Raw genomic sequence first — 26,369 nt, 5'->3', positions numbered from 1 at the left:
CTCAGACCGCGGCGACCAGCCCCGCTGCCTCGACGCCCGCTTTCGCGGCAGCCGCGTCGTTGTCCGAGCTGTCGCCGGTCACACCCAGCGCCCCGAGCACCCGGCCCTTGGAATCCTTGACAAGAACGCCGCCCGGCACCGGGATCAGCGAGCCACCGAAGGCGCCGTTGGCGGCGGCGATGAAATAGGCCTGTGACTCAGCGCGCGCCATCTGTGCGCTGCCCGGAATCCCCAGCATGATCGACCCGTAGGCCTTGCCGTGGGCGATCTGGAACCGGCCCGGGCTCGCCCCGTCCTGGCGTTCGAAGGCGATGACGTTGCCGCCCGCGTCCAGCACCACCACCGACAGCGGGTTCATGTCCATTTCCTTGCCCTTCTCGAGGGTCTTGCGGATCATCACCCGCGCGCGGCTCAGCGTCAGTCCAGCCATGTCATCTCTCCTTGTCTCGTCCACTCCGGGGGCATGCCGCAACAGCGCCCCCCGCGTTCCATCGGCGGCACCCCGGAACAGCCGGACCGCCGCGCTCTTCATCTTGCCCGGCAAACTCCGGGGGTGAATGCGGCGCAGCCGCAGAGGGGGCAGAGCCCCCACCCGGCGCCTGCCGCAAGGCAGGCGCCGGGCGACGCGGGCGCAGCCCGCGGCGCAATCCCTCAACCGGCCCTCAACCGGCCTGCAGCCAGCCCTCAGCCGGCCTTCAGCTCCAGCCGGCGACGGTGCAGGACCGGCTCGGTGTAACCCGACGGTTGCACCCGTCCCTCGAACACCAGATCGCAAGCTGCCTTGAAGGCCAAGCCGTCATAGCCCGGAGCCATCGGCACGTAGGCCGTGTCGCCCGCGTTCTGGCGGTCCACCACCTCGGCCATGCGCTTCATCACCGACATCACCTCGTCCTGCGAGACCACGCCGTGGTGCAGCCAGTTGGCCAGGTGCTGCGACGAGATCCGGCAGGTGGCGCGGTCCTCCATCAGGCCCACGTCATGGATGTCCGGCACCTTCGAGCAGCCGACGCCCTGGTCGACCCAGCGCACCACGTAACCAAGGATGCCCTGCGCATTGTTCTCGATCTCCTCGCGGATCTCGTCCTCGGACCAGTTCGCGCCCTGCGCCACCGGGATGGTCAGCAGATCCTCGAGCGTGCCGCGCGGACCGGCCTCGGCGATCTCGGCCTGGCGCGCCAGCACATCCACCGCGTGGTAGTGCAGCGCGTGCAGCGTGGCCGCGGTCGGCGACGGCACCCAGGCGCAGTTTGCGCCGGCCTTCGGATGGCCGATCTTGGCCTTCAGCATGTCCGCCATCAGGTCCGGCATCGCCCACATGCCCTTGCCGATCTGCGCCTTGCCGCGCAGGCCGCAGGCGAGGCCGATGTCGACGTTGCGGTCCTCGTAGGAGGCAATCCAGGCGGTGTTCTTGATGTCGCCCTTGCGCAACATCGCGCCCGCTTCCATCGAGGTGTGCATCTCGTCGCCGGTGCGGTCGAGGAAGCCGGTGTTGATGAAGGCCACCCGGTGCTTCGCGGCACGGATGCATTCCTTGAGGTTCACGCTGGTGCGGCGCTCCTCATCCATGATGCCGAGCTTCACCGTGTATTGCGGCAGCCCCAGCGCCTCTTCGACGAAGCTGAAGATCGCGTCGGCGAAGCCCACTTCCTCGGGGCCGTGCATCTTGGGCTTCACCACGTAGACCGAGCCCTCGACCGAGTTGCGAGCCCCGTCCGACTTCGCAAGGTCGTGCTTGGCGATGAGCGTGGTCACCATCGCGTCCATCAGCCCCTCGAAGATCTCCGAGCCGTCCTCGAGCAGGATCGCGGGGTTGGTCATCAGGTGGCCGACGTTGCGCACCAGCATCATCGAGCGGCCCTTGAGCACCAGCTCCGAGCCGTCCGGCGCGGTGTAGACGCGGTCGGCGTGCAGGCTGCGGGTGACGGTCTTGCCGCCCTTCTCGAAACTGTCCTCGAGATCGCCCTTCATCAGGCCGAGCCAGTTGCCATAGGCCAGCGCCTTGTCCTCGGCATCGACGCAGGCGACCGAATCCTCGCAATCCATGATGGCCGAGACCGCGGCTTCCATCAGCACGTCTGCAAGCCCGGCCGGATCGGTCTTGCCGATGAAGTGGTCGCGGTCGATGACCAGCTCGACGTGCAGGCCGTTGTTGCGCAGCAGGATCGCCTCGGGCGCCTCGGCCGAGCCGCGGTAGCCGGCGAATTGCGACGGGCTCAGCAGCGGCTTGCCGGCGACGCGCAGGGTCCCGCCCTCGACCGTGTAGCCGTCGGCGCCGGCATGGCTGCCGCCGTTGACCGGGAAGGTCTCGTCGAGGAAGGCCTTGGCCCTGGCGACGACCTCGCCGGCGCGGCCCATGTCGAAGCCGCCCTTCGGCGGCAGCGAGCCCATGGCGTCGGTGCCGTAGAAGGCGTCGTAGAGCGAGCCCCAGCGCGCGTTGGCCGCGTTCAGCGCGTAGCGGGCATTGGTGATCGGCACCACCAGCTGCGGGCCGGGCACGGCGGCGAACTCGGGATCGGTGTTCCGGGTCTCGATGACGAAATCATCGCCCTCGGGGACGATGTAGCCGATCTCCTCGAGGAAGGCGCGGTAGGCGGCGGCGTCATGCGGCTCGCCCTTGCGCTCGAGATGCCAGGCGTCGATCTGCGACTGGATGCGGTCGCGCGTCTCGAGCAGCGCCGCGTTGCGCGGGCCGAACTCGTGCGCCAGCTGTGACAGCTTCTCCCAGAAGGTCTCGGGCGTCACGCCACTGCCGGGAAGCGCCTTTTCCTCGATGAAATCGAACAGGACGGGGTCAATCTGAAGACCGTTTCGGGTGATGCGGTCGCTCATGGCGGGCCTCCCTCTGGGTATTGGAGCGGAATCGAAGTTTCCTGACCTGTAGGCATGTTTCCGATCGGAAACAAGTGCGGTCAGGATAATTGACCAATTCCGCCAGCAGACCCGCAGCCCGGACCGGGACTCTGCCGCGTCAGGCCGCGTCGCGATCCGCCTGCTGCCGCGCCCAGAGCTGCGCGTAGCGCCCCTCGCGCGCCAGCAGCGCCTCGTGAGTGCCCTCCTCGACGACCAGCCCTTTCTCGAGCACCACGATGCGGTCCGCATCGGCAATGGTCGAGAGCCGGTGCGCGATCGTGATCACCGTGCGGCCCTCGCCCGCGCGCTTCAGCGCGGTCTGGATCTCGGCCTCGGTCTCGGTGTCGAGCGCCGAGGTCGCCTCGTCGAGCAGCAGGATCGGAGGGTTCTTGAGCAGGGTCCGGGCGATGCCCACGCGCTGCTTCTCGCCGCCCGAGAGCTTCAGCCCGCGCTCCCCCACCTGGGTGTCATAGCCCTCCGGCAGGCTCCGGATGAAGTCGTGGATCTGCGCGGCCCGCGCGGCGGCCACGATCTCGTCCTCGGTGGCGCCGTCGCGGCCGTAGCCGATGTTGTAGCGGATGGTGTCGTTGAACAGCACCGTGTCCTGCGGCACCACGCCGATGGCCGCGTGCAGGCTCTCCTGCGTGACCTCGCGCAGATCCTGCCCGTCGATGCGGATCGCGCCGCCCTGCACATCGTAGAAGCGGAAGAGCAGCCGCCCGATGGTCGACTTGCCCGAGCCCGACGGCCCCACGAGGGCCACGTTCTGGCCCGCCCCGACGGTCAGCGACACGCCCTTGAGGATCGGCCGCGCCGCCTCGTAGCCGAAGCGCACGTCGTCGAACTGCACCACCCCGCCCCGGACCGCGATGGCGGGCGCGCCGGGACGGTCGGTAACCTCCTCGGGCTGGTCGAGCAGGTCGAACATCTGGCCCATGTCGACGAGGCTCTGCCGGATCTCGCGGTAGACCGTGCCGAGGAAGTTCAGCGGCATGGTGATCTGGATCATGTAGGCGTTGACCATGACGAAATCGCCCACGGTGAGATCGCCCCGCTGCACGCCCAGCGCCGCCATCACCATGACGATCACGAGCCCGGCGGTGATCAGGAGAGACTGGCCGAAGTTGAGGAAGGCGAGCGAGGTCGTGGTCTTCACCGCCGCCGCCTCGTAGCCGCGCATGGCGGCGTCGTAGCGGCTGGCCTCGCGGTCCTCGGCGCCGAAATACTTGACGGTCTCGAAGTTCAGCAGGCTGTCGATGGCCTTCTGGTTGGCGTCGGTGTCCTGCTCGTTCATCGTCCGGCGCAGCCGCACGCGCCATTCGGTGACCTTGAAGGTGAACCAGACATAGAGCGCGATGGTCAGCACCACGACCGCGAGGTAGGACACGTCGAAGAGCACGTAGAGCACGCCCGCGATCAGCGCGAGCTCGACGATCAGCGGGCCCACGCTGAACAGCAGGAAGCGCAGCAGGAACTCGACGCCCTTGACGCCGCGCTCGATGATCCGCGACAGCCCGCCGGTCTTGCGGGTGATGTGGTAGCGCAGGCTGAGCCGGTGGATGTGGGTGAAGGTCTCGAGCGCCAGACGCCGCAGGGCGCGCTGGCCGACGCGGGCGAAGACGGCATCGCGGAGTTGCTGGAAGCCCACGGTCATCAGACGCGCCACGCCATAGGCCACGGTCAGCCCCACCGCGCCCAGCATCAGGTCCGAGACCTCGCCCGAGAGCTCGTCCACCGCGTCCTTGTAGAGGATCGGCGTGCCCACGGCGATGAGCTTGGCACAGAGCAGGAAGAGCAGCGCGATCACCACCCGGCGCTTCACCCAGGCCTGCCCGTCGGGCCAGAGATAGGGGCCGACGCGGCGGATGGTGCGCCAGCCCGAGCGGCGTTCGCTGGTGGCGATCTCGGTGGTGGTCTCGGGCGGCATCCTGGCGTCCTCGGCGGTGGCTGCCCCGACGCTTACCCCGAGCGGCGGCCGGTTGCCAGCGATGGCGGGAGGTCGGGGGATGGTGCGGGGTTCGGGACGCGGTGGTGTGGTCATGCATTGCGCGGCGTGCGGGGAGGAGGCTGTGTGGGTCCGGGCCGTTTGAGGCTGGCACGGATTTGCGACGTTCGGGGCGTGGCGCGAGGGTGCCCTCCGACCTCGCGGCGAATGGCGGCGGCTTGCCCCCGGGGCCCAACCCCTGGTGCGCGATCACAGCCGATAACCGCGCACGAGGACACCGGGGTGATGTCGGATCGCTGCGCCGGTGGCGCGGGAGGAAGGGGCGCTGCCCCTCTTGGCGCTGCGCGCCAATTCACCCCGGAGTTTATCTGGCAAGATGAAGGGCGGACCGTGGTTCCGGGGCGGCCGGGGTCAGTCCGGCATGTCGAAGACCTGTCCCGGGTAGATCAGGTCGGGATTGCGGATCTGGCCGCGGTTGGCCTCGAAGAGCTTCACATAGGCCGTGCCCTCGCCGTAACGGTCGCGGGCCAGTGCCCAGAGCGTGTGGCCGGGCTGGACGGTGACCACGCGGAGCGGCGCGCCCGCGTCCACCGCCTCGCCGGCGGCGGCGAGCTTGGCCGGGTCCTCGCGCAGGAACGGGCTTTCGGCGCGGGAAGCGACCGTGCCCTGCGCGTCGATCTCGTCGACCCGCAGCGTGTAGGTGCCGGTCTCGATCGCCGGAAGCTCGGCCTGCCAGCGCCCGGTCCCGGGCACGTCGGCACGGGCGACGGGGCGGTTGTCGAGGTAGATGCGCAGTTCCGAAGACGCGGTGCCGCGGCCCGAGAGGGTGACCTCGCCGCTGTCGCCGTAGGTGATGGCGTCGATCGCGACCTGGTCCGGCATCGCGGGCGCTGCGGGCTGCATGACCTCGACGCCCTCGGCGGTCGAGAGCAGCACCGCGGGGGCCTGAGTGTTGTCCGAGGGGTCATCGGGGGGCTCGGTTGCAGCCGCTGCGGGCCCGGCGGTCTGGGGCGTGGTGCCGGTGGCTTGGGCCGCGGTGTCGGGGGCGACCGCGTCGTCGAGGCTCGGGAGTGCTGTCGGCGCCTCGGCGGAGGCCCCGGGGGAGTCCGTTTCTGGCTTGGCCAGGGCCAGGGCCTTCGCCGTCTCGGCGCCGGCGGGCGGTGCGAGGATCACCTCGTCGTCGGAGACGACCTCCTGTCCGTCCATGGTCATGCGCAGGCGCAGCACCCGCGGCGTGGCCGAGGGCGGCACGTCCAGGAAGAGCGCGAAGCGGCCGGAACGGTCGACAGAGGCGGCAGGCTGCAGTTCGCCGTCGAGCAGCACCGATATCTCGGCGCCGGGCGCGGCGCTGCCCGCGACCAGCGTCTGGCCGCCGGGATCGGTGCGCACCAGGTCGAAGCGCGGCGCCGCGGGCGCGGCGACGGCCCCGGTCCCGGGCGCAGGGTCGGAGGCGGCGGGCGCCGCGGGGGCGGCCTCCGCCACCGGCTGAGCGGCATCGGGAAGCGCGGGCGCCTCGGTCATCGCCTCGGGGGCGTCGTCGGAGAGGACGGGTGCGTCGGCGGGCGCATCGCTCGCGACGCTGGCCTGAGCCGGGGCGGGCTCGGGCACGACCTCGGGCGAAGGCTGTGACACGGGGTCCGCCCCGGGGCCGATGATGTCGCCCAGATACAGTATCGCGGTGAGCGCAACCACGCCCAAGATCAGCCAGCCCAGTGCCCGTGTCGTCATTTTCTGCCTTGTGTCCCCGGCGTGCCGCGATGCGGCACGGTTGAGAACGTATAACAATCCCGTTATCACCGGTCAAAACGGCAATTTGACCGAGTCTTCATCATGATCCCCAAGTCCGTCTGTGTCTATTGCGGCTCCCGCCCGGGTCGCGACGCTGCCTATTCCGATGCCGCCGAGGCGCTCGGTACCGCCATCGCCTCGGAGAACTGGCGCCTCGTCTACGGTGCCGGCGACGTCGGGCTGATGGGCATCGTCGCCCGCGCGGCGCAGGCGGCGGGGGGAGAAACCTTCGGGGTGATCCCCACCCACCTGCTGACGCGCGAGGTCGGCAAGACCGACCTGACCCACCTCGTGGTCACCGAGACCATGCACGAGCGCAAGAAGGTGATGGTGATGAACGCCGACGCCATCGTGGTGCTGCCCGGTGGCGCCGGCAGCCTCGACGAGTTCTTCGAGGTGCTGACGTGGCGCCAGCTGGGGCTGCACGACAAGCCCATCGTGCTGCTCGACAGCGAGGGGTTCTGGGGACCGCTCAAGGCGCTGCTGCACCACGTGGTGGACGAGGAGTTCGCCGACCGCTCGCTGCTCGACTACGTGCAGAGCGCCGAGACCGCCCAGGGCGCGGTCGAGATCCTGCGCCGGGCGCTCTGCTAGGGCCGCGCCCGAACAGGAAAACTCTTTCGTGACAGATGGAACCGCGGCGCCGGCCCGAGGGCGACGCCGCGGACAAGGATCACCTCAGTCGGTGGGAAGCAGCGTGCTGCCCACAAGCTCCTGGCTGAACGGCACCGGGTGCGGGTCGCGCCCGAGCCGTGCGCGGTAGACCGGCAGGCTCTCGGTGACGCGCATCACGTAGTTGCGGGTCTCGTTGAAGGGGATCATCTCGATCCAGTCGACCACGTCGATGTCGCCGCTGCGCGGGTCGCCGAACTGCTCCATCCAGCGGATCGGCCGCCCCGGCCCGGCGTTGTAGCCCGCCGCCATCATCACCGCGTTGCCGTTGAAGCGCCGCGCGAGGCTCGCGAGATAGGCCGAGCCGAGCCGCGCATTGTAGGCCGGATCCGCGGTCAGCCCGTCATGGGAATAGGCGATGTCGAGCCAGCCCGAGACCTCCTTGGCGGTGCCCGGCATCAGCTGCATCAGGCCGCGCGCACCGGCATGCGACACGACCTCGGGGTCGAATTCGGATTCGCGGCGGGCGATGGAGAGGACCAGCTCCTTGGGCACCGGGAACTCGGTTTTCAAGATATCGGGGTGCAGCGCGTAGTAGGGCCCGGGCAGCTCGATGCCGTATTGCGCCGCGCGCTTGCCGACCATGACCTGCACATGCGGGCGGCCGAGCTCGGCCAGCATCTCGCCAAGCTGGCCGATCTGCTGACGGTCGAGCCCCTCGGCGAGGTGGGTCAGGAAGCGTTCGCCCAGCGACAGCTCGCCCGAGGCCAGCAGCAGCACCGCCGCCTGGTAGACGCTCGATTGGGTGAAGGGCGCCTCGCGCCAGTCTGGGAAGTTCTCGGTGCCGGCGAGCTTGGGATCGGGGCCCGTGCCCGCCTTCTCGGCAGCGAGCAGCCCGTAGAACGAGGTCTGCCAGCGCGCGCCTTCGCGGTAGGCCTGCTGCGCGGCCTCCTTGTCGCCGAGCGCCTCCAGCGCCCGCCCGGTCCAGTAGCCGGCGCGGCCGCGCGAGATCGGGGATTCGACCGCCTCGCCATGGCTGCGGAAATGGTTCAACGCCACCTGCGGCTGGTCGAGGAAGCGCAGCGCGATGTAGCCGGAAAGCCATTCGAGCGCGGCGAAATCCGACCCCTCGGTCATCTGGTGAGTGGAGGCCACGCGATAGGCCTCGCGGTACTTGCCCTCGAGCATCAATTCGTGGGCAAGGCTGTCGCGGCGCCCGGCCCAGGCCCAGGGCTCGCCGAGGCTCTCGGCATTCTTCGAGCGTTCGAGCAGCAGCGCGATGGCGTCGGCGTCGCGGCCCTTGCGGACGCGCCAGAGGTAGCGCTCGTAGGCGAGGCCCGGATCGTCGGCCAGCGTCTCGGGCACCGCCTCGATCAGGCGGTCGACGCCGGGCACCGAGTCGCGCAACCCGATGCGGGCCTCCGCGAGCTTCTGCCAGCCATCGCTGACCAGCGGCATGACAGCGCGGGCGTTGGCCTCCCACCCCTGCCAGAGCGCCATGTCGAGCCGCGCCTGGTGGTGCGGCTTCAGCAGGTCACCCCATTGCGTCAGAAAGGCGCTGCGCTCCTCGGAGGACAGCGCCAGCGTGCGCCATGCCAGCACCACCTCGGCCTCGGCGGCGCCGCGCTCGCCCTCGGCGGCATAGGCACGGGCCAGTGCCAGCGCACCGGCACCGGTCTGCGGGCGGTAGCCCTCGAAAAAGGTCTTCACGATGGCATTGTCGCGGGATTCCGAGATCGCGATTTCGGATTTCTCGCGCAGGTAATCCATGCCCGGCCAGTCCGGGTTGCGCTCGAGGAAGTCCATCACCTGCGCCGCGTTGCCGCGGCTGGCGCGCAGGTAGTTCCAGAGGATGACGTCGAGCGCGGGCTGTCCGTCGCCGCGCGAATCGATCAGCGCGGCCGCCCAGTTGCCCTCGCGCATGGCCTGCATGGCCTGTGCGAGGGGGCGGTCCTGCTGGGCCGCCGCGGGAAAGGTCGTGAGGATGAGGAAGATGAGGGCCCAGAGGCGCGACATGAGCTTGCAATTTCCGGCTTGAAAAGGAATAGACGCGCTTCAGAGGATATCCCGGCGGCGGTTGGCTTCCAACTCACAATCCCTTCAGGCCGGACCTCTTGTCACGACGATAAACGGATAAAGGAGCGTGTTATGTTGAAAGGTTCGATGCCTGCCCTGGTCACGCCGTTCAAGGACGGTGCAGTGGATTTCGACACGCTCAAACGTCTCGTCGAGTGGCACGTGGCCGAAGGCAGCCACGGGCTCGTGCCGGTGGGCACGACCGGCGAGAGCCCGACGCTCACCCACAAGGAGCACGAGGCGGTCATCGCCTGCGTGGTCGAGGCCGTGGCCGGGCGCATCCCGGTGATCGCGGGCGCCGGGTCGAACAACACCGACGAGGCGATGCGCTTCGTGCAGTTCGCCAAGACCGTGGGCGCCGATGCGGCGCTGGTGGTGACGCCCTATTACAACAAGCCGACGCAGGCCGGGCTCTACGCGCATTTCAAGGCGCTGCACGACTGCGCCGAGATCCCGATCGTGATCTACAACATCCCCGGCCGTTCGGCGGTGGACATGTCGCCCGCCACCATGGGCGAGCTCGCGAAGCTGCCGCGCATCATCGGCGTCAAGGACGCCACCGGTGACCTTGCGCGGGTTTGCGCCCAGCGCATCACCTGCGGCCCGGACTTCATCCAGCTCTCGGGCGAGGACGCCACCGCGCACGGCTTCAACGCCCAGGGCGGTATCGGCTGCATCTCGGTGACCGCGAACGTGGCGCCGAAGCTCTGCTCGGAACTGCAGGAAGCGACGCTCGCCGGCGATTATGGCAAGGCGCTGACGATCCAGGACCGGCTGATGCCGCTGCACCAGGCGATCTTCGCCGAGCCCGGCGTCTGCGGCGCGAAATACGCCATGGCGCGCCTTGGCCTCTGCGAGGAAGAGATGCGCCTGCCGCTGCTGCCCGTGACCGAGCCGGTGCGGGCCCGGCTCGACGACGCGCTGCGCCACGCCGGGCTGCTGAACTGAGCACAGACCTGCGGATGCGGCGCGTTTTCGGGCGCGCCGCATCCTGAGATTGGCAGGCGGTTTTCCGGTCGCTGCCGGTCGGCGTGTTGATCCGGTTCGGGGTCCAGTCCCGGCGGCGCTGCGAGGGGACCGAGGTGGCGACAGAGGGGGCGCTGCCCCCGTCCGCTGACGCGGACTCCCCCGGAGTTTATTTGGCAAGATGAAGGAGGGGCGCGGGAGACCGGGTCCCTCTTTTTCGTTTCCGGACGGCGGGTGGTGAGGTCGTTTCCGGACGAGGATGGGTGGGGTTGCGTCCCGGGATGGGAGCGGCACACTGGCCCGCGTGTCAGAGGGAGGGCCGGCGTGGGTTTTCGGAACGCATTTTGGGTGGCGCTGGCGGTGGTGTTCGCCGGTGCCGGGGTCGCGGCGGCGGCCGAGGAGGACGAGGCGGCGCTGCTCGCGTTGCTCGCGGGCGACGACGCGGTGGCGCTGGCGCCGGCGCTCGTGGCGGAGGTGCCGCGCGAGACCTTGCAGCAGGTGCTGGCGGGGCTGCGCGACCAGATCGGCGCGGTCGAGGACATCGTGGCCACGGGCGAGGATTACCAGGTCGAGACCGCGAGCCATCTGGTGCGGGCCCGGATCGCCCTCGATGGCGAGGGGCGCGTGGCGGTGCTCTGGTTCGACGCACCCGAGCCGCGGGTGGGCGGGCTTGCCGAGGCCGAGGCGCTGCTGGCGGGGCTCGGGCGCAAGACCGCGTGGCTGGCGCTGCGCGACGGCGAGGTGCTGGCGGCGCGGGAGAGTGACGTGCCGCTGGCGGTTGGTTCGGCCTTCAAGATCGGCGTGCTCTCGGTGCTGGCCGAGGACATCGCCGCCGGGCGGCGCGACTGGGCCGATGTGGTGCGGCTGGCGCCCCGGCACCGCTCGCTGCCCACCGGGCGCATGCAGGACTTTCCCGAAGGCGCGCCCGTCACCCTGCACAGCGTTGCGCTGGCGATGATCGCCGAGAGCGACAACACCGCCACCGACCTGCTGATCGACACGCTGGGCGCGGCGCGGGTGGCGGCGCGGCTGGAGATCGCGCCGGAGGACTTTCTCTCCACCCGAGCCTTCTTCGGGCTGAAGGCCGATGCCGCGCTGCGCGAGGCGTGGCTTGCCGCCCCGGTGGCCGAGCGCCCTGCCCTTGCCGCGCGCGCGGCCGAGCAGCTTCCGGCGCCCGCGCAGGTGGGCGGGCCCTTCGTGCCGGGGGTGGAGTGGACACTGCCGCTTGACCGGCTCTGCGCGCTGGGGGCGCCGCTCGCGGAGCTGCCGCTGATGCAGGTGAACCCGGGCCCGGTGACGCCCGACCCGGCGCTCTGGCAGCGCATCGCCTACAAGGGCGGCTCCGAGCCGGGCGTGCTCAACTTCACGGCGCTGATGCGCGATGTGCGCGGGCGGGACTGGTGCGTGGCGCTGACCGTCAACGACGGGGCCGAGATTCCCTTGTCCGAAGCGGTGGCCGATTTCGGCGCCTTCCTGCGTGCACTCACGGCATTGCCATGAGCCATGGGTTTCCAAGCCGCGCCGTTGCAGGTAGAGCGGGGCGGAGGCAGGACAGGACAGGGACAGAGCCATGCGGACAGTGGCCTGGGTGGCGCTGGTCACCTTTCTGATCGACCAGGCCAGCAAGTGGCTGGTGGTGCACGTGATGGAGCTTGACCGCAAGCTCGCCATCGACGTGTGGCCGCCGTTCCTGAACTTCCGCATGGCGTGGAACAACGGCATCAACTTCGGCCTCTTCGGCGGCGGCGACAACACCCGCTGGGTGCTGATCTCGGTGGCGCTCGGCATCGTGCTCTTCGTGCTGCTCTGGCTGCGCCGCGATCCGCCGGGGCCGGCGGCGCTGGTGGCGGGCGGGCTGCTCGTCGGAGGCGCGCTCGGCAACGTGGTCGACCGGCTGCTTTATGGCGCCGTGGCGGACTTTCTCAACATGTCCTGCTGCGGTCTCGACAACCCCTTCGCCTTCAACGTCGCCGATATCGCGATCTTTGCCGGCGCCGTGGGTCTGGTGCTGTTGCCAGGCCGGCAAACCGGCGCGAAAGCGGGGAAAAAGGGCTCGTGACGCCGCGCGGTTCATGGGTTAAAGCAGGAACGAGCAAGAACCGGAGAATGGCAATGAAGCTGTCGCACTGTGTGCTGATGATGGGGCTGATCGGGCTGGCGGGCTGTTCTTCGCTCGGGCGCGACGTCGGGCTGCACCGTCTGAAGACCAACAGCGGCACGCCCAACGAATTCGCCATCGTTCCCAACAAGCCCCTGCAGCAGCCCGAGAGCTACAACGCCCTGCCGTCGCCCACGCCGGGCAGCGCCAACCGCACCGACCAGACGCCGAAGGCCGACGCGGTCGCGGCCCTTGGCGGCAACCCCGCGCGGGTCAACGCCGGCGGCACACCCTCGGGCGGCGACGCGGCGCTGGTCAACCGCGCCACCCGCTACGGCACCGAGCCCGGCATCCGCACCCGGCTGGCCTCGGACGATCTCGAGTACCGCAAGCGCAAGTCGCTGTTCTCGTTCAAGCTCTTCCCCGAGGACGAGTACAACAAGGCCTACGAGGAGCAATCGCTCGACAGCCGCTCCGCGCTTGACGCCTACCGCCGCGCCGGCGCGCAGACGCCCTCGGCACCGCCGGAAGGCTGGGAAGAGTAACGCCTCCCCCACCCCGGCACGCGGGATCCACGGGCCGATGCCGCCGCTTCACGATCGCGCAAGCCCCGCTTGCACCCTTTCCGCATGCGGATAGGTTGATCGGCGCGTCCGGGGTCCGGACGGCTCAAGAACCGGGGAAAGGTGCCCATGAAGAAGCTCGCCGCGGCCGCCGCCGCCGCCCTCTGCCTTGCCGCGCCACCCGCGCCCGCGCAGGATTCGCCCGCCACGCCGGAAACGGGTGACCAGGTCTCGACCTTCACCCTCGACAACGGTCTCGAGGTCGTGGTGGTCGAGGATCACCGGGCCCCGGTCGTGGTCCACATGGTCTGGTACAAGGCAGGATCGGCGGACGAGACCGCAGGCCATTCCGGCGTCGCGCATTTCCTCGAACACCTGCTCTTCAAGGGCACCAAGACGCTCGAACCCGGCGAGTTCTCGCGGGTGGTCGCAGAGAACGGCGGCACCGACAACGCCTTCACCTCCTACGACCAGACCGCCTATTACCAGCGCGTCGCCGCCGACCGGCTCGGGCTGATGATGGAGATGGAAGCGGACCGGATGGTCAACCTCGACCTGTCGGAAGAGGACATCCTGACCGAGCGCGACGTCATCATCGAAGAGCGCAACATGCGCACCGAGAACGACCCGTCAGCGCTGATGCGCGAGCAGATGGGGGCGGCGCAGTACCTCAACCACCGCTACGGCGTGCCGATCATCGGCTGGCGGCACGAGATGGAGACGCTGGGTCTTGAAGATGCCAACGCCTTTTACCACCGCAATTACGCGCCCAACAACGCCATCGTCATCGTGGCGGGCGACGTGACCCCGGACGAGGTCCGGCAGCTGGCCGAGGAACACTACGGTCCGCTTGCCGCCAACCCCGAGGTCGGTGCCCCGCGCGAACGCCCGCAGGAACCGCCGCAGAGCGCCGAACGCCGGCTGGTCTTCAAGGACGCCCGCGTCGCGCAGCCCTACGTCATGCGCACCTACCTCGCCCCCGAGCGTGACCCCGGCGCGCAGCGCGAGGCCGCGGCGCTGGTGCTGCTCGACAAGATCCTCGGCGGCGGCCAGACCTCGGTGCTGAACCGCAAGCTGCAGTTCGAGACCCGCAAGGCGCTCTATACCGGGACCTTCTACGACGCGAGTTCCTACGACGACACCACCTTCGGGCTGGTCGTCGTGCCCGCCAAGGGCATGTCGCTGGAAGATGCCGAGGCGGCGCTCGACGGGGCGCTGGCAGAGTTCCTCGACGAGGGCGTCGACCCGGCGCAGCTCGAGCGGATCAAGTTCCGCCTGCGCGCCGAGCGCATCTACCAGCGCGACGACGTGGGCTCGCTGGCGCGGCGCTACGGCAATGCCCTGACCACCGGGCTCACCATCGAGGACGTGCGCGCGTGGCCCGAGGTGCTGCAATCCATCACCGCGGACGAGATCGTCGAGGCCGCGCGCAAGGTCTTTGACCGCAAGCAGTCGGTCACCGGCTACCTGATGCCCGTGGACGGGCCCGCTCCGGCCGGGGAGATCAGCCAATGAAACCGCTTCTCGCATTTGTCTTCAGCCTCTTCCTCGCCACGCCGGTGCTGGCCGAGATCGACATCCAGCAGGTCGAGACGCCGCTCGGCTTCAAGGCCTGGCTGGTCGAGGAACCCTCGATCCCCTTCACCTCGCTGCAGATCCGCTTCCGCGGCGGCACGTCGCTCGACGCGCCCGGCAAGCGCGGCGCCACCAACCTCATGGTCGGGCTGCTCGAGGAAGGCGCGGGCGAACTCGACGCCCGCGGCTTTGCAGAGGCGCGCGAGCAGCTCGCCGCCAGCTTCGACTACGATGCCAGCGCCGATGCGGTTTCGGTCTCGGCCCGCTTCCTGTCCGAGAACCGCGACGCGGCGGTGGAGCTGCTGCGCGAGAGCCTCGTGAACCCGCGCTTCGATCAGGACGCCATCGACCGGGTGCGCGAACAGGTGCTCTCGGGCATCCGCAGCGACGCCATGGACCCCGACGCCATCGCCAGCGCCACCTTCGACGCCATGGTCTTCGGCGACCACCCCTACGGCTCGGATCCGCAGGGCACCGAGCAGAGCGTCACCGCGCTCGACCGAGACGACATGATCGCCGCCCATGACGCCACCATGACCCGCGACCGGGTCTACATCGCCGCCGCGGGCGACATCACCCCCGAGGAGCTTTCCGCGCTGATCGACCGGCTGCTGGGCGACCTGCCCGAGACCGGCCCCGCCCTGCCCCCGGACGTGGCCGCCGAGACCACCGCCGGCACCACCGTCGTGCCCTTCGACACGCCGCAGTCGGTGGCGGTCTTCGGGCACGAGGGGCTGGCCATCGACGATCCCGACTTCTTCGCCGCCTACGTGATGAACACCATCCTCGGCGGCGGCAGCTTCGAGTCCCGGCTGATGAACGAGGTGCGCGAGAAGCGCGGGCTCACCTACGGCGTCTATTCCTATCTCGCCGGCATGGACCATGCCGAGCTGCTGATGGGCCGCGTCGCCTCGGCCAACGACCGCATCGCCGAGGCGATCTCGGTGATCCGCGACGAATGGGCGAAGATGGCGTCCGAGGGCGTGACCGAGCAGGAACTCGAGCAGACCAAGACCTACCTCACCGGCGCCTACCCGCTGCGCTTCGACGGCAACGGCACCATCGCGCGGATCCTCGTGGGGATGCAGATGGACGGACTTCCCGCCGACTACATCGCCAGCCGCAACGATCGCATCGAGGCGGTGACGCAGGACGACGTGAAGCGGGTCGCGGCACGGGTCCTGCGCCCGGACGCGCTGCGCTTCGTGGTGGTGGGCCAGCCCGAGGGGCTGGAGGAGCCGCAGGTCCAGTAACCGCTGCCGCAGGGCATCGCAGGGATCACGGGGGGCCGGGGCGAAAGCTCCGGCCTCTTGCGGTTCGGGCGTCTGATTTCGTCTGCATTTCAGGGACTTGGCATCCGTCGATGCCCGCCCCGGCGGCGGCCCGGGCGGGCTCACCTACCTTGGCAAGACCGTCTTTGCCCCCCGCGAAGCCGGCATCGCGTGGATGCGGGCGCCGGCGGAATGGCACGGCAAACTTGGCTGGGTCCTCGCGCTTCTGGTGCCGGGCCACATCGCCATGGCCGTGGGCTGGCACCATCTCGTCAAGCGCGACGTCGTGCTGAGCCGGAGGACGGGCTGAGCCCTTTCCATCCCGGATCAACGCAAAAGGGCCGGAGCATCGCTCCGGCCCTTCTCTGTTTCCGGAAACGGCCCGCTGCCTCAGTGGCGGAAGTGGCGCATTCCGGTGAAGACCATCGCGAGGCCCGCCTCGTCGGCCGCCGCGATCACCTCGTTGTCACGCATCGAGCCGCCCGGCTGGATCACCGTGGTGGCGCCCGCCGCAGCCGCTTCGAGCAGCCCGTCAGCGAAGGGGAAGAACGCGTCCGACGCCACGGCCGAGCCCTTGGTCAGCGCCTCGGGCAGGCCCAGTGCCTCGGCCATGCGCTCGGATTTCTTGGCGGCAATCAGCGCCGAGTCGACGCGGCTCATCTGGCCCGCGCCCACGCCCACGGTGGCGCCGTCCTTGACGTAGACGATGGCGTTGGACTTCACGTGCTTGGCGACCTTCCACGCGAAGAGCAGGTCGCGCAGTTCGTCCTCGGTCGGCTGCTTCTTGGTCACCACCTTCAGGTCGTCGAGGGTGATCAGGCCGTTGTCCTTGTCCTGCACGAGAAAGCCGCCCGACACCTGGCGATAGGCCAGCCCCGGCTCGGCGGTGTTGGCAAGGCCCGAGGTCGTCAGCAGGCGCAGGTTCTTCTTCTTCGCGAAGACCTCCTTGGCGGCGTCATCGGCACCCGGCGCGATGACCACCTCGGTGAAGATCTCGGTGATCGCCTCGGCGGTCTCCATGTCGAGCTTCATGTTCAGCGCCACAATGCCGCCGAAGGCCGAGGTGCGGTCGCAGTCGAAGGCCTTCTGGTAGGCTTCCCTGAGCGTCGCGCCACGGGCCACGCCGCAGGGGTTGGCGTGCTTGATGATCGCGCAGGCCGGGCCATCCGAAGGCAGGAACTCCGAGACCAGCTCGAAGGCGGCGTCGGTGTCGTTGATGTTGTTGTAGCTCAGCTCCTTGCCCTGATGCTGCACGGCGCTGGCGACGCCCGGACGGTCCGAGCCGTCGCGGTAGAAGGCGGCCTTCTGGTGCGGGTTCTCGCCGTAGCGCAGGGTCTGGGCGATCTCGCCGGCGAAGGCACGGCGACGCGGCGCCTCATCGCCCAGCGCGCCCGCCATCCAGGTCGAGACGGCGGCGTCGTAGGCGCCGGTGCGGGCGTAGGCGGTCAGCGCCAGCTTCTGGCGGAACGCGTAGGAGGTGGCGCCGTCATTGGCGTCGAGCTCGGCCAGCAGCGGCGCGTAGTCGGCGATGTCGGTCACCACGTTGACGAAGGCGTGGTTCTTGGCTGCGGCGCGGATCATCGCGGGGCCACCGATGTCGATGTTCTCGATGCAGGTCTCGTAGTCGGCGCCCTTGGCGACGGTTTCCTCGAACGGGTAGAGGTTCACCACCAGCAGGTCGATCTCGGGGATCGCGTGGCCCTGCATCGAGGCCATGTGGTCGGCGTTGTCACGCAGCGCCAGCAGGCCGCCGTGGATGCGCGGGTGCAGGGTCTTGACCCGGCCGTCCATCATCTCGGGGAACTCGGTGACCTCGGCCACGTCCTTGACCGCGATGCCCTCGTCGCGCAGCGCCTTGGCGGAACCGCCGGTGGAGAGAATCTCGATTCCCCGTTCGGACAGCGCCCGGCCGAGGTCGATGAGGCCGGTCTTGTCGGATACGGAAATCAGTGCGCGGGCGACTTTGTGCAGGTCAGGCATACGGTTCGGGTCCCCAGGTGGATCAATGCGTCGGCTCCGTCTCGTCCGTGACAAGGTCTCGCACCGCGATTGCGGTGTCCTGTGCCTTGGCAAGGGACCAGCGGATGCGCGTCGCATACTCCATCGCGCGCCCGGATAAAACGACCTGTTTGGCGGCACGGGGCCGCAATCTGCCTTTTTCGAGGTAAACCGAGGGCTCGACCGTCAGTTGCGGGGTGCCATCGGGGCGGAACACCCAGACCTCGCCCGAGCGCAGCACCAGCGACACTGCGCTGCCGCCCATGTCGAGCCGCGCATCCACGTCCGGGTGCAGGTGGAAGCGGATCTGCCACGGAAAGCCCGCCAGCCGCGCCGCGTCCATGCGCCGGTCGAAGCTGGCCTTGTCGGCTTCGTCAAGCGTCACCAGCATGTCCTCGCCGCTCAGGCTGCGGCCGTCGTAGGCGAGATCGAGCACCCGTGCGTGGGTCAGCCCGTGGGTCCGGCGGTAGCCGTCGTGGCCACCTTCGAAGCGGGTCCCGCCCTCGGTCTGGGCCATCTGCACCGGCACCAGCGCGGGCGCGTCCTCGAGATACTCGCGCTCCATGCCGCCGATCCGCACCGGAGTGGCGAGCCGGGCGCTGGAATAGCCGTCGAGGCAAAGCGTCGAATGGCTGGGCGTGGCCCGGCCGGCCCGCCGCCAGTCCTCGCCGAAGACCGCGCCCGAACCACAGCTCACGATGACCGGGCGGCGCCCGGAGGTGAGCTCGAAGGCCAGCGTCGAGGCATGGGCATCGCCCGAGGCCCGCCCCCTGGGCGGTGCCGCGGCATCGATGATGACGCTGGTGCGCGCCGCCGCGAGCCGCGCGTAGCCCATGGCAAGTCCGACCGGCGGACGCCGCTTGGCACCGGAGGCGGCGAGCGCCATGTCGAGCCGCCCGTCGAGCCCCCTGCCCCCGCCCTGGAACCGCGCCAGCCCACCATCGGCGTGGCGCAGGGCCCGCAGCGTCGGCGCGATGCGCCCGATCGCCGCCACATGCGCCTCGTCGGGGGCCTTGTCCTCGGCCTCGAGCGCCGCACGGGCCCATGTCAGCAGGGTGAAGACCTCGAGCAGTTCCTCGGGATTGCGGGTGGGGATGCCGCCCTCGGCATCGACCTGCGCCGCGCAGTCCCGTGCCAGCGCCCGGCGCGCGGGCTCGACCTGCGGGCCCATGCCCTCGAGCGAGAGCCCGGCGTAGAGCAGCCCGGTCAGCGCCTCGAAACGCGGCAGCCCCGGGGCGGCGCCCTGCCAGCGGCGGCTCAGGAACACCGCCTGCGCCGCGAGCGCCCGGTGGAACCGCGCCGAGGCGTCACCCTCGACGCCGCGCAGCAGGAAGAGCGCGTGGTGGATGCAGCGGATCAGCCGGCGGCCCGCCGCCTCCGGGGTCCAGCCGTCGCCCTTGCCGGTGCCATAGCGGTCGATCCAGCCCCAGAGCCAGCGCTGCGCAACCTGCCGCGCGCGGGCGTCGCCGACGGCGGCGAGATCGTCGAGCCAGCGGAAGCCCTGGATCTCTTCCGCCCAGGCGCTGTCGGGGGGATCGAGATCCCAGATCATCGCGTCGGGGGCTTCGACCAGGTGCCCCGCGAACATCAGGTTGCCGGCGCAGAGCTGAAGGCCGCGCGCGTAGCTGCCGGTGCTGCGGGGTTCGGGCTGCGAGACCAGCGCGCCGGTGGTCCGGGCGCGGGCCGCAAGACGCGCGTGCAGACGGTTCAGGAACCGCGTCAGCGCGGCGGACCAGCCTCCGTTCTCCGACATGCCTCGTCTTGCCTCTCACCCGTCCGCTGTTGGCGCGGTTCTCCGTCGGGAAGAGCCTAGCGAATCAGTGATTCCGAGTCACCCTGGAACGGCGCGGCTCAGCCGGCTTTCCGCAGGTGTGCCATATAGAACCCGTCCATGCCGCCGCGCTCTGCCCAGAAATCGGGCCGCAGCCGCAGCCCGCCCTCGGCGCTGCGCCAGCGGTCCTCGATGCCCGGCGCATCGGCCGGGAGAACCTCGAGCCCGGGATGGCGGGCAAGCGCCTCCTCGACATGGCATTCGCCCTCGTCGGGGATCAGCGAACAGGTGCAGAAGACCAACCGCCCGCCGGGCCGCAGCAGCCGCAGGGCGTGGTCGAACATCGCCTCCTGCAGGCCGATGAGCTCGGTGATGCCCTCGCCGTGCCTGGCGTGGGGCAGGTCCGGGTGGCGGCGGATGGTGCCGGTGGCTGAACAGGGCGCGTCGAGCAGGATGGCGTCGTAGCTGCCCTCGTGCTCCATGGCGTCGCCGGTGACGGTCGCGGCCGAAAGCCCGGTGCGGGCAAGGTTCTCGGTGACCCGCGCCATGCGGGTCTCGGAGAGGTCGAGCGCGGTGACCTTCGCGCCGGCCGCAGCCAGCTGCATGGTCTTGCCGCCCGGGGCCGCGCACATGTCGAGCACCTCGAGCCCGGCCACGTCGCCCAGAAGCCGTGCGGGCAGCGCCGCGGCGGCGTCCTGCACCCACCACGCGCCCTCGTCATAGCCCGGCAGCGCCGAGACCTGCCCCGCATCGAGCAGCCGCACCGATCCGGTGGGCAGCAGCTCGCCTCCGAGCCGTTCGGCCAGCGCCGCGGGGTCGCCCTTGGCGGTGAGATCGAGCGGGGCGCCGGCCAGGTGCGCCGCCTCCATCGCCGCGACGGGCTTGCCGCCCCAGGCGCTGGCCAGCGGGTCGCGCAGCCAGCGCGGCAGGCGCGGGACGCGGAGCTTCGTCCATTGCGCGGGGCCCTCGGCGGCGAGCTTGCGCAGCACCGCGTTCACCATGCCCTTCATGCTGTGCGCCTTGCGGTCGGCGCCCACGAGCTGCACCGCCTCGTTGACCACGCCATGGGCCGCGCCGCCGGTGCAGAGCTCCCACGCGCCGAGCCGCAGCACGTTCTTGACGAAGAGCGGCGGCGCCTTGCGCAGATGCGGCTTCAGGACCCGGTCGCAGCGCTCGAGGTTGCGCAGCACCTCCTGCGCCAGCCGCTGCGCGGCGGCGCGCTCGGCCGGGGCGAGGCTGTCCCAGGCGCCGCCGGACATGGCCTCTGAGAGCAGGCGCCCCTGCCCGAGCACCTGTCCCAGAAGCTGAACGGCCTGGCCGCGGGCGGTCGGAGTGGCGGGCATCGGGCTCTCCCGGGTTGTGTCGATGGGCTGGCGGGGCCTATATCAGGGGGACCCCCGCGAGGAAAGCCGCCATGTCCGACGACCAGATGCCCAAGCCCGACCTTCCCCCCGCCGCCCGGCGCGCGCTGGCCGAGGCCGCCGAGCGCCGACGGCTGGCAGAGGACGCCGAGGCGAAGAGTCCGACGCCGAAGGAATACGGCGGCCGCGACGGGCTCGACCCCGCACGCTACGGCGACTGGGAGAAGAAGGGCCTCGCCATCGACTTCTGAGGGCGGTGGGTCCTGAGGGGAGCAGGCGTCCGAGGAGCGCTTTGTTCCTGAGTGTGGCTGGTTCCGCGCCTGGTCCGCGTGGCGCCCGAGGAATGGCGCGGGTTTTCGTCCTTGATCCGGAATGCGGCGCAGGCTGGTTCAGTCTGAGACGCGGCGCACGTCCTGCGCGGCGCTAGACATGTTTTAGTGGACGCGCGCCGGGTCTGAAATCATGCGCGGCATTCCGAGGTACCTAAGGCATGTGCGGGCCTTGCCCGCCCTTCAGGTGTTGCGCGGGCGCTGCCCGCGCCGGGTGGAGGGGCGCTGCCCCTCTTGGCACGTACCGCGCCAATTCACCCCGGGATATTTCTGGCCAGAGGAAGACCGGAAGAGCGCCTTTGCCACGTCCGTCTGGCTTACCCGGAGCGGCGGTCAGGTGGGCCAGCGAGAGGGCCGGGCCGGGCGGTGAAGGCGGCCAGCGTGAGAGCCGGCCGTCTGGCGCTGGTCGCGGGCCACCCGGTGCCGGCCGTGGCTCAGTCGCCGAGGCCGAGCACGTCGAGCATGTCGTATTCGCCCGGGGCCTTGTCCTGCCCCCAGAGCGCCGCCTTGAGGGCGCCGCGGGCAAAGAGGGTGCGGTCCGAGGCAAGGTGCTTGAGCACGATGCGCTCGCCCGCGGTGGCGAAGATCACCTCGTGCTCGCCCACTACGTCGCCGCCGCGGATGGCGTGGAAGCCGATGTGGCCGCGCTCGCGCTTGCCGGTGATGCCGTCGCGGCCCCGGTCCGAGACTTCGGAGAGCGCCACCCCGCGGCCCTCGGCCGCCGCCTCGCCCAGCATCAGCGCCGTGCCGGACGGCGCGTCGACCTTCTGGTTGTGGTGGGATTCGATGATCTCGATGTCCCAGTCGGCGTCGAGCGCCGCGGCGACCTGTCTGGTGATCCGGGTCAGCAGGTTCACCCCCAGCGACATGTTGCCGGCGCGCACGATCACCGCGTGGCGGGCGGCCACGTGGATCTTCCTCAGGTCGTCGTCGGAGAGCCCGGTGGTGCCGATCACGTGGACGGCGCGCGCCTGGGCGGCAAGCTCGGCGAAGCCCACGGTGGCCGCGGGGCTGGTGAAGTCGATCACCGCCTGTGCCCTGGCAAAGGCCTCGAGCGCATCGTCGGTCACGGTGATGCCCGTCTCGGTGCCGCCCATGCAGAGCCCCAGATCCCGGCCCACCCAGTCGTTGCCCGAGCGCTCGACCGCGCCCACGAGCTTCAGCCGGTCGCTCTTCTGCACCTCGCGCACCAGCATCTGGCCCATGCGGCCCGACGCGCCCGTCACCACGACACCCGGCTTCTCGGTCATCCTGCTCTCCGATCCATCTGTTCCGGCTTTCCTTACCCCGCGTCGGCGCGCTTGGCAAAGGGGCGGGCAAGGACTAAGTGGGGAGACATGGGCAAGAACAGATTCCAAGATGGGCACGGTCCCAGCCAGCGGCAACTTCGGGTCGGCGAACTCATTCGCCGCACCCTTTCGGACGTGCTGACCCGGGGCGACATCCACGACCCCGAACTCAACCGCCTGTCGATCACCGTGGGCGAGGTCGTCGTGTCGCCGGACCTCAAGGTCGCGACCGCCTATGTCGTGCCGCTCGGCGGTGGCGCCTCGGACGAGATGTTCGACCTGCTCAAGCGCAACCGCTCGGAGCTGCGCCGCGCCGTCTCTAAGGGGCTGACGCTGAAATTCGCGCCCGAGCTGCGCTTCAAGCTGGACGAGACCTTCGACCGGCTCGACGAGACCCGCCGCCTGTTCGCACAGGACGCGGTGCGCCGCGACCTGGAAGAGGAGTAAGCGGCGTGCGAGGCTGGCTCGCCGCCGCGGCACTGGCGCTCGCGGCCTTCGCGGCGCTGCCCGCCCGGGCCGTGACCTGCGAGACCTCGGTCTACGAGGGCAACCGCTACACGCTGTGCAAGGTGTTCCCCGCCAAGGAAGAGCTGCGCACCTTCCTCAGCACGCCAGACGGCACGCCCTGGGGCCAGTTCACCGCACTCGACACCGCGCTGCACCAAGAGGGCCGCAAGCTTGCCTTCGCGATGAACGCCGGCATGTACCACGAGGACCGCGCGCCCGTGGGCTACTACGTCGAGCGCGGCCGCGAGCAGATGCGGGTGATCTCGAGCGCCGGGCCCGGCAACTTCGGCCTGCTGCCCAACGGCATCCTCTGCATCCGCGACCGTCGCGCCGACGTGATCGAGACCCGCGCCTTCCTGCGCGACCGGCCCGATTGCCGCTTCGCCACCCAGTCCGGGCCGATGCTGGTGATCGACGGCGAGCTGCACCCGCGCTTCCTGCCCGACAGCACCTCGCGCTACGTGCGCAACGGCGTCGGCACCTCGGCAGACGGCAAGTCGGTGATCTTCGCGATCTCGGAAAACGCGGTGAGCTTCCACGAGTTCGGCTCGATGTTCCGCGACTTCCTGAAGATGCCGCAGGCGCTGTTCCTCGACGGCAACGTCTCGCGGCTCTGGGCGCCGGGGGTGTCGCGCCGCGATCTCGGCCGCACCATGGGCCCGATCGTGGGCGTGGTCGAAGCGGCGGACTGATCCCGCCCGACCGCAGCACCGATGCGCCCGGCTGAGGGCGCCGGCTGCCCCGGCCTGCCCTGCCACGACCGGCCCGCGCGCCTTTTCCTTGCACCCACGCGCCGCCCGTCCTACCTCGAAGGACGGACGATACCGGAGGATCCATGGCCCGCCCCCTCGACACCCTGACCCAAGCCCTTCTCGACGCCGCCAGCAAAGCCGGGGCGGAGTCTGCCGACGCGCTCGCCGTGGAGGGCAGCTCCATCGAGATCGACGTGCGCGGCGGCACGCTGGAACGGGCCGAGCGCTCCGAAGGGGTCGACATCGGGCTGCGGGTCTTCGTGGGACGGCAAAGCGCCATCGTCTCCTCGTCGGACACCCGCGACGAGACGCTGGCGGCGATGGCCGAACGCGCCGTCGCCATGGCCCGGGAGGCGCCCGAGGATCCGCACGCCGGGCTCGCCGATCCGTCGCAGCTTGCCACGCAGTGGGACAGCGCCGCGCTCGAGATGTGTGACCCCGCCGCCGAGCCCTCGCCCGCCGAGCTGCAGGAGGACGCCTCGCGCGCCGAGGCCGCGGCGCTTGCGGTGCAGGGCGTGAGCCAGGTGCAGGCATCGTCCGCGGGCTACGGCCGTCGCGAGGTGCATCTTGCCGCATCCAACGGCTTCTCGGGTGGCTATGCGCGCAGCTCGCGGTCGGTGTCCTGCGTGGCCATCGCCGGCGAGGGGCTGGCGATGGAGCGCGATTACGACGGTGACAGCCGCACCTTCCAGTCCGACCTGCGCGGCGCCGAGGAGATCGGCCGCCGCGCCGCCGAGCGCGCGCTCGAGCGGCTGAACCCGCGCAAGCCCAGGACCGGCGCCTGGCCGGTGCTCTTCGACGAGCGCATCGCCGCCTCGCTGATCGGGCACCTGATGGCCGCCGCCAACGGCGCCTCGGTGGCGCGCGGCGCCTCGTGGCTGCGCGGCGCGCTCGGCGAGGAGGTGCTGCCCAGCGGCCTGTCGCTGGTCGAGGACCCGCACCGGCCGCGGATCTCGGGCAGCCGGCCCTTCGATGCCGAGGGGCTGCCGACCCGGCAGCGCACGCTGGTCGAGAACGGCGTGCTCACGGGCTACACGCTTGACCTCGCCACCGCCCGCAAGCTCGACATGCCCCCCACCGCGAACGCCGCGCGCGGCACCTCTGGCGGGCCGTCGCCGTCGAGCTGGAACCTCGCGCTGACGCAAGGAGACAAGAGCCGCGAGGAGCTGCTCGCCGAGATGGGTACCGGGCTCGTCGTGACCTCGATGATCGGCGCCACCATCAACCCCAATACCGGCGACTACTCGCGCGGGGCGGCGGGGATGTGGGTCGAGAACGGCGTGCCGGTCTACCCGGTCTCGGGCGTGACCATCGCCGGCAACCTGCGCGATTTCCTGCGCCGAATGACCCCCGCCAACGACGCGCGGCCGTGGCTGTCGCGGGTCGTGCCCTCGCTGCTGGTCGAAGGGCTCACGCTTGCAGGAGAGTGATCTCGCCCTCCTGATCCGGGCGGCGCAGACCGCGGCCGAGACCGCCACGCGCTACATCGGCGGCGAGATGAACGTGCGCCACAAGGCGGCGGACGGCAGCCCGGTGACCGACGCGGACATGGCGGTGAACAGCGTGCTGGGCGACATCCTGCGCGGGGCGCGCCCCGACTACGGCTGGCTCAGCGAGGAAAGCGCCGACGACGGCGCCCGGCTCGCCGCCCGCCGGGTCTTCATCGTCGACCCCATCGACGGCACCCGCAGCTTCATCGAGGGCTCCGAAAGCTGGGCGCATTCGCTGGCCGTGGCCGAGGATGGCGAGATCACCGCCGCGGTGGTCTACCTGCCGATGCGCGACCGGCTCTACGACGCGGCGCTGGGTGAGGGCGCGCGACTCAACGGCGAGACCCTTCGCACGAGCCGGGTCGCGACGCTGGAGGACGCCCATGTGCTGGCGACGCGGCCGGCGCTCGATCCCGGGCACTGGCACGAGGCGCCGGACCTGCAGCGCAGCCACCGCCCGTCGATCGCCTACCGGCTGGGGCTGGTGGCCGAGGGGCGTTTCGACGCCATGTTCACCTTCCGCCCGAGCTGGGAGTGGGACATCGCCGCCGGCGCCCTGCTGCTGTCCGAGGCCGGGGCACGGATCACCGACCGTCACGGCGCGCCGCTCCGCTTCAACGCCGCCACGCCGCTGCATCAGGGCATCGTGGCCGCGAACCCGGCGCTGCACGACGACATCCTGCGGCGCCTGCGCCCCCTGCCCTGAGCGCCCCGTCGCAGAACCGCCTCGTGGCCGTGCAAGCCGCCTCGGGCGGCGGCATTGGCGGGACAGGAAACGCTGTCGGCATTCCGTATGGCCTCCCTCGCGGCACCTCCCGACCTCGCGACTTGACGTGGCGGGGGGAGACCGTAGGTTGCGCCCGTCATTATCTGAAAGGTCAGAGCATGGTTCAGCGACTTCATCTCGTCTTCGGCGGCGAGCTGGTGACCCCGGAAAAGAACGTCTTCAAGAACGTCGAAGACCTGCACGTGGTGGGCATCTTCCCCGACTACGCCAGCGCCCATGACGCGTGGAAGGCCGAGGCGCAGCGCACCGTGGACAACGCCCACATGCGCTACTACATCGCCCACCTTCACCGTCTCCGCGACGAGGAGACCGAAGCCTCGACCACCGAGGAACTCGGCTGA

The 26,369-nt window shown here is 70.3% G+C and carries 23 protein-coding genes; 14 read left to right on the top strand and 9 right to left on the bottom strand.

Translation table 11 applies throughout. The annotated features are described in order from the left end of the window. Position 1 precedes the first annotated feature (1 nt). The 4 genes from BLQ77_RS18400 to BLQ77_RS18385 form a co-directional block, all read right to left on the bottom strand. On the bottom strand, positions 2-430 hold the full coding sequence (locus BLQ77_RS18400; RefSeq protein WP_008883622.1) for a GlcG/HbpS family heme-binding protein: 429 nt from the start codon (positions 428-430) through the stop codon (positions 2-4). Positions 431-684: 254 nt separating this feature from the next. Next, on the bottom strand, positions 685-2,829 hold the full coding sequence (locus tag BLQ77_RS18395; protein ID WP_089961848.1) for a malate synthase G: 2,145 nt from the start codon (positions 2,827-2,829) through the stop codon (positions 685-687). Between the two features lie 139 nt (positions 2,830-2,968). Then, positions 2,969-4,777 carry an ABCB family ABC transporter ATP-binding protein/permease gene (locus tag BLQ77_RS18390; protein ID WP_089961846.1) on the bottom strand — a complete coding sequence of 603 codons (1,809 nt, stop codon included), beginning with the start codon at positions 4,775-4,777 and terminating at the stop codon, positions 2,969-2,971. Positions 4,778-5,206: 429 nt separating this feature from the next. Next, positions 5,207-6,523, bottom strand: coding sequence for a LysM peptidoglycan-binding domain-containing protein (locus tag BLQ77_RS18385; RefSeq protein WP_089961843.1), 1,317 nt, complete (start codon positions 6,521-6,523; stop codon positions 5,207-5,209). Between the two features lie 102 nt (positions 6,524-6,625). On the opposite strand from BLQ77_RS18385, the gene BLQ77_RS18380 reads away from it, so the two are divergent. Next, positions 6,626-7,177: an LOG family protein gene (locus BLQ77_RS18380; RefSeq protein ID WP_008885000.1), complete on the top strand. Its 552-nt coding sequence runs from the start codon at positions 6,626-6,628 to the stop codon at positions 7,175-7,177. Positions 7,178-7,261: 84 nt separating this feature from the next. Here BLQ77_RS18380 and BLQ77_RS18375 read toward each other — a convergent pair whose 3' ends face one another. Then, positions 7,262-9,211, bottom strand: a complete 1,950-nt coding sequence (locus BLQ77_RS18375) for a lytic transglycosylase domain-containing protein (RefSeq protein ID WP_089961841.1) — start codon at positions 9,209-9,211, stop codon at positions 7,262-7,264. Between the two features lie 132 nt (positions 9,212-9,343). Here BLQ77_RS18375 and dapA point away from each other — a divergent pair, with 132 nt between their 5' ends. The 7 genes from dapA to BLQ77_RS18340 all read left to right on the top strand — a co-directional run bounded on the left by dapA (position 9,344) and on the right by BLQ77_RS18340 (position 16,054). Continuing rightward, complete coding sequence (gene dapA, locus BLQ77_RS18370; protein ID WP_089961839.1) at positions 9,344-10,219, top strand: 4-hydroxy-tetrahydrodipicolinate synthase; 876 nt, start codon at positions 9,344-9,346, stop codon at positions 10,217-10,219. A gap of 342 nt (positions 10,220-10,561) precedes the next feature. Beyond that, positions 10,562-11,737 carry a serine hydrolase gene (locus tag BLQ77_RS18365; RefSeq protein WP_242661774.1) on the top strand — a complete coding sequence of 392 codons (1,176 nt, stop codon included), beginning with the start codon at positions 10,562-10,564 and terminating at the stop codon, positions 11,735-11,737. A 70-nt stretch (positions 11,738-11,807) separates the two neighbouring features. Continuing rightward, on the top strand, positions 11,808-12,296 hold the full coding sequence (gene lspA, locus BLQ77_RS18360; RefSeq protein WP_008886085.1) for a signal peptidase II: 489 nt from the start codon (positions 11,808-11,810) through the stop codon (positions 12,294-12,296). 53 nt (positions 12,297-12,349) lie between these two features. Beyond that, entirely contained in the window at positions 12,350-12,880 is a 531-nt protein-coding gene (locus BLQ77_RS18355) for a DUF3035 domain-containing protein (RefSeq protein WP_089961980.1), read from the top strand. 147 nt (positions 12,881-13,027) lie between these two features. Beyond that, positions 13,028-14,413, top strand: coding sequence for a M16 family metallopeptidase (locus BLQ77_RS18350; RefSeq protein WP_008884822.1), 1,386 nt, complete (start codon positions 13,028-13,030; stop codon positions 14,411-14,413). Further along, complete coding sequence (locus tag BLQ77_RS18345) at positions 14,410-15,726, top strand: M16 family metallopeptidase (protein ID WP_089961835.1); 1,317 nt, start codon at positions 14,410-14,412, stop codon at positions 15,724-15,726. The genes BLQ77_RS18350 and BLQ77_RS18345 overlap by 4 nt, the downstream gene beginning before the upstream one ends. A 97-nt stretch (positions 15,727-15,823) precedes the next feature. Next, on the top strand, positions 15,824-16,054 hold the full coding sequence (locus tag BLQ77_RS18340) for a cytochrome b/b6 domain-containing protein (RefSeq protein ID WP_207545857.1): 231 nt from the start codon (positions 15,824-15,826) through the stop codon (positions 16,052-16,054). An 80-nt stretch (positions 16,055-16,134) separates the two neighbouring features. Here BLQ77_RS18340 and purH read toward each other — a convergent pair whose 3' ends face one another. From purH to BLQ77_RS18325, 3 genes are all read right to left on the bottom strand, one after another. After that, the gene (gene purH, locus BLQ77_RS18335) at positions 16,135-17,724 is read right to left on the bottom strand and encodes a bifunctional phosphoribosylaminoimidazolecarboxamide formyltransferase/IMP cyclohydrolase (RefSeq protein WP_089961834.1); all 1,590 of its coding nucleotides are present in this window, start codon (positions 17,722-17,724) and stop codon (positions 16,135-16,137) included. Between the two features lie 22 nt (positions 17,725-17,746). Continuing rightward, complete coding sequence (locus BLQ77_RS18330) at positions 17,747-19,495, bottom strand: heparinase II/III family protein (protein WP_008884298.1); 1,749 nt, start codon at positions 19,493-19,495, stop codon at positions 17,747-17,749. A gap of 98 nt (positions 19,496-19,593) precedes the next feature. Beyond that, positions 19,594-20,856: an RsmB/NOP family class I SAM-dependent RNA methyltransferase gene (locus tag BLQ77_RS18325; RefSeq protein WP_089961832.1), complete on the bottom strand. Its 1,263-nt coding sequence runs from the start codon at positions 20,854-20,856 to the stop codon at positions 19,594-19,596. A gap of 71 nt (positions 20,857-20,927) precedes the next feature. Here BLQ77_RS18325 and BLQ77_RS18320 point away from each other — a divergent pair, with 71 nt between their 5' ends. Then, a complete protein-coding gene (locus tag BLQ77_RS18320) occupies positions 20,928-21,125 on the top strand; it encodes a DUF1674 domain-containing protein (RefSeq protein WP_089961830.1) in 198 nt (65 codons plus the stop codon). A gap of 512 nt (positions 21,126-21,637) precedes the next feature. On the opposite strand, the gene dapB is transcribed toward BLQ77_RS18320, so the two are convergent. Continuing rightward, positions 21,638-22,453, bottom strand: coding sequence for a 4-hydroxy-tetrahydrodipicolinate reductase (dapB, locus tag BLQ77_RS18315; protein WP_089961827.1), 816 nt, complete (start codon positions 22,451-22,453; stop codon positions 21,638-21,640). 87 nt (positions 22,454-22,540) lie between these two features. On the opposite strand from dapB, the gene rbfA reads away from it, so the two are divergent. The 5 genes from rbfA to BLQ77_RS18290 all read left to right on the top strand — a co-directional run bounded on the left by rbfA (position 22,541) and on the right by BLQ77_RS18290 (position 26,369). Beyond that, the gene (gene rbfA, locus BLQ77_RS18310) at positions 22,541-22,939 is read left to right on the top strand and encodes a 30S ribosome-binding factor RbfA (protein WP_008884880.1); all 399 of its coding nucleotides are present in this window, start codon (positions 22,541-22,543) and stop codon (positions 22,937-22,939) included. Between the two features lie 5 nt (positions 22,940-22,944). Further along, the gene (locus tag BLQ77_RS18305; RefSeq protein ID WP_089961825.1) at positions 22,945-23,691 is read left to right on the top strand and encodes a phosphodiester glycosidase family protein; all 747 of its coding nucleotides are present in this window, start codon (positions 22,945-22,947) and stop codon (positions 23,689-23,691) included. A 143-nt stretch (positions 23,692-23,834) separates the two neighbouring features. After that, positions 23,835-25,181 (top strand): TldD/PmbA family protein, encoded by a 1,347-nt coding sequence (locus tag BLQ77_RS18300; RefSeq protein WP_089961823.1) that lies wholly within the window; start codon positions 23,835-23,837, stop codon positions 25,179-25,181. Further along, the gene (locus tag BLQ77_RS18295; protein ID WP_089961820.1) at positions 25,168-25,947 is read left to right on the top strand and encodes a 3'(2'),5'-bisphosphate nucleotidase CysQ; all 780 of its coding nucleotides are present in this window, start codon (positions 25,168-25,170) and stop codon (positions 25,945-25,947) included. The genes BLQ77_RS18300 and BLQ77_RS18295 overlap by 14 nt, the downstream gene beginning before the upstream one ends. Before the next feature lie 179 nt (positions 25,948-26,126). Beyond that, positions 26,127-26,369, top strand: coding sequence for a DUF4170 domain-containing protein (locus BLQ77_RS18290; RefSeq protein ID WP_008883895.1), 243 nt, complete (start codon positions 26,127-26,129; stop codon positions 26,367-26,369).

This window comes from Salipiger thiooxidans (assembly GCF_900102075.1).
GTDB lineage: Bacteria > Pseudomonadota > Alphaproteobacteria > Rhodobacterales > Rhodobacteraceae > Salipiger > Salipiger thiooxidans.
Note: the sequence above shows the minus strand (reverse complement) of the source record. Positions and strands in the feature narration are given on the sequence as shown.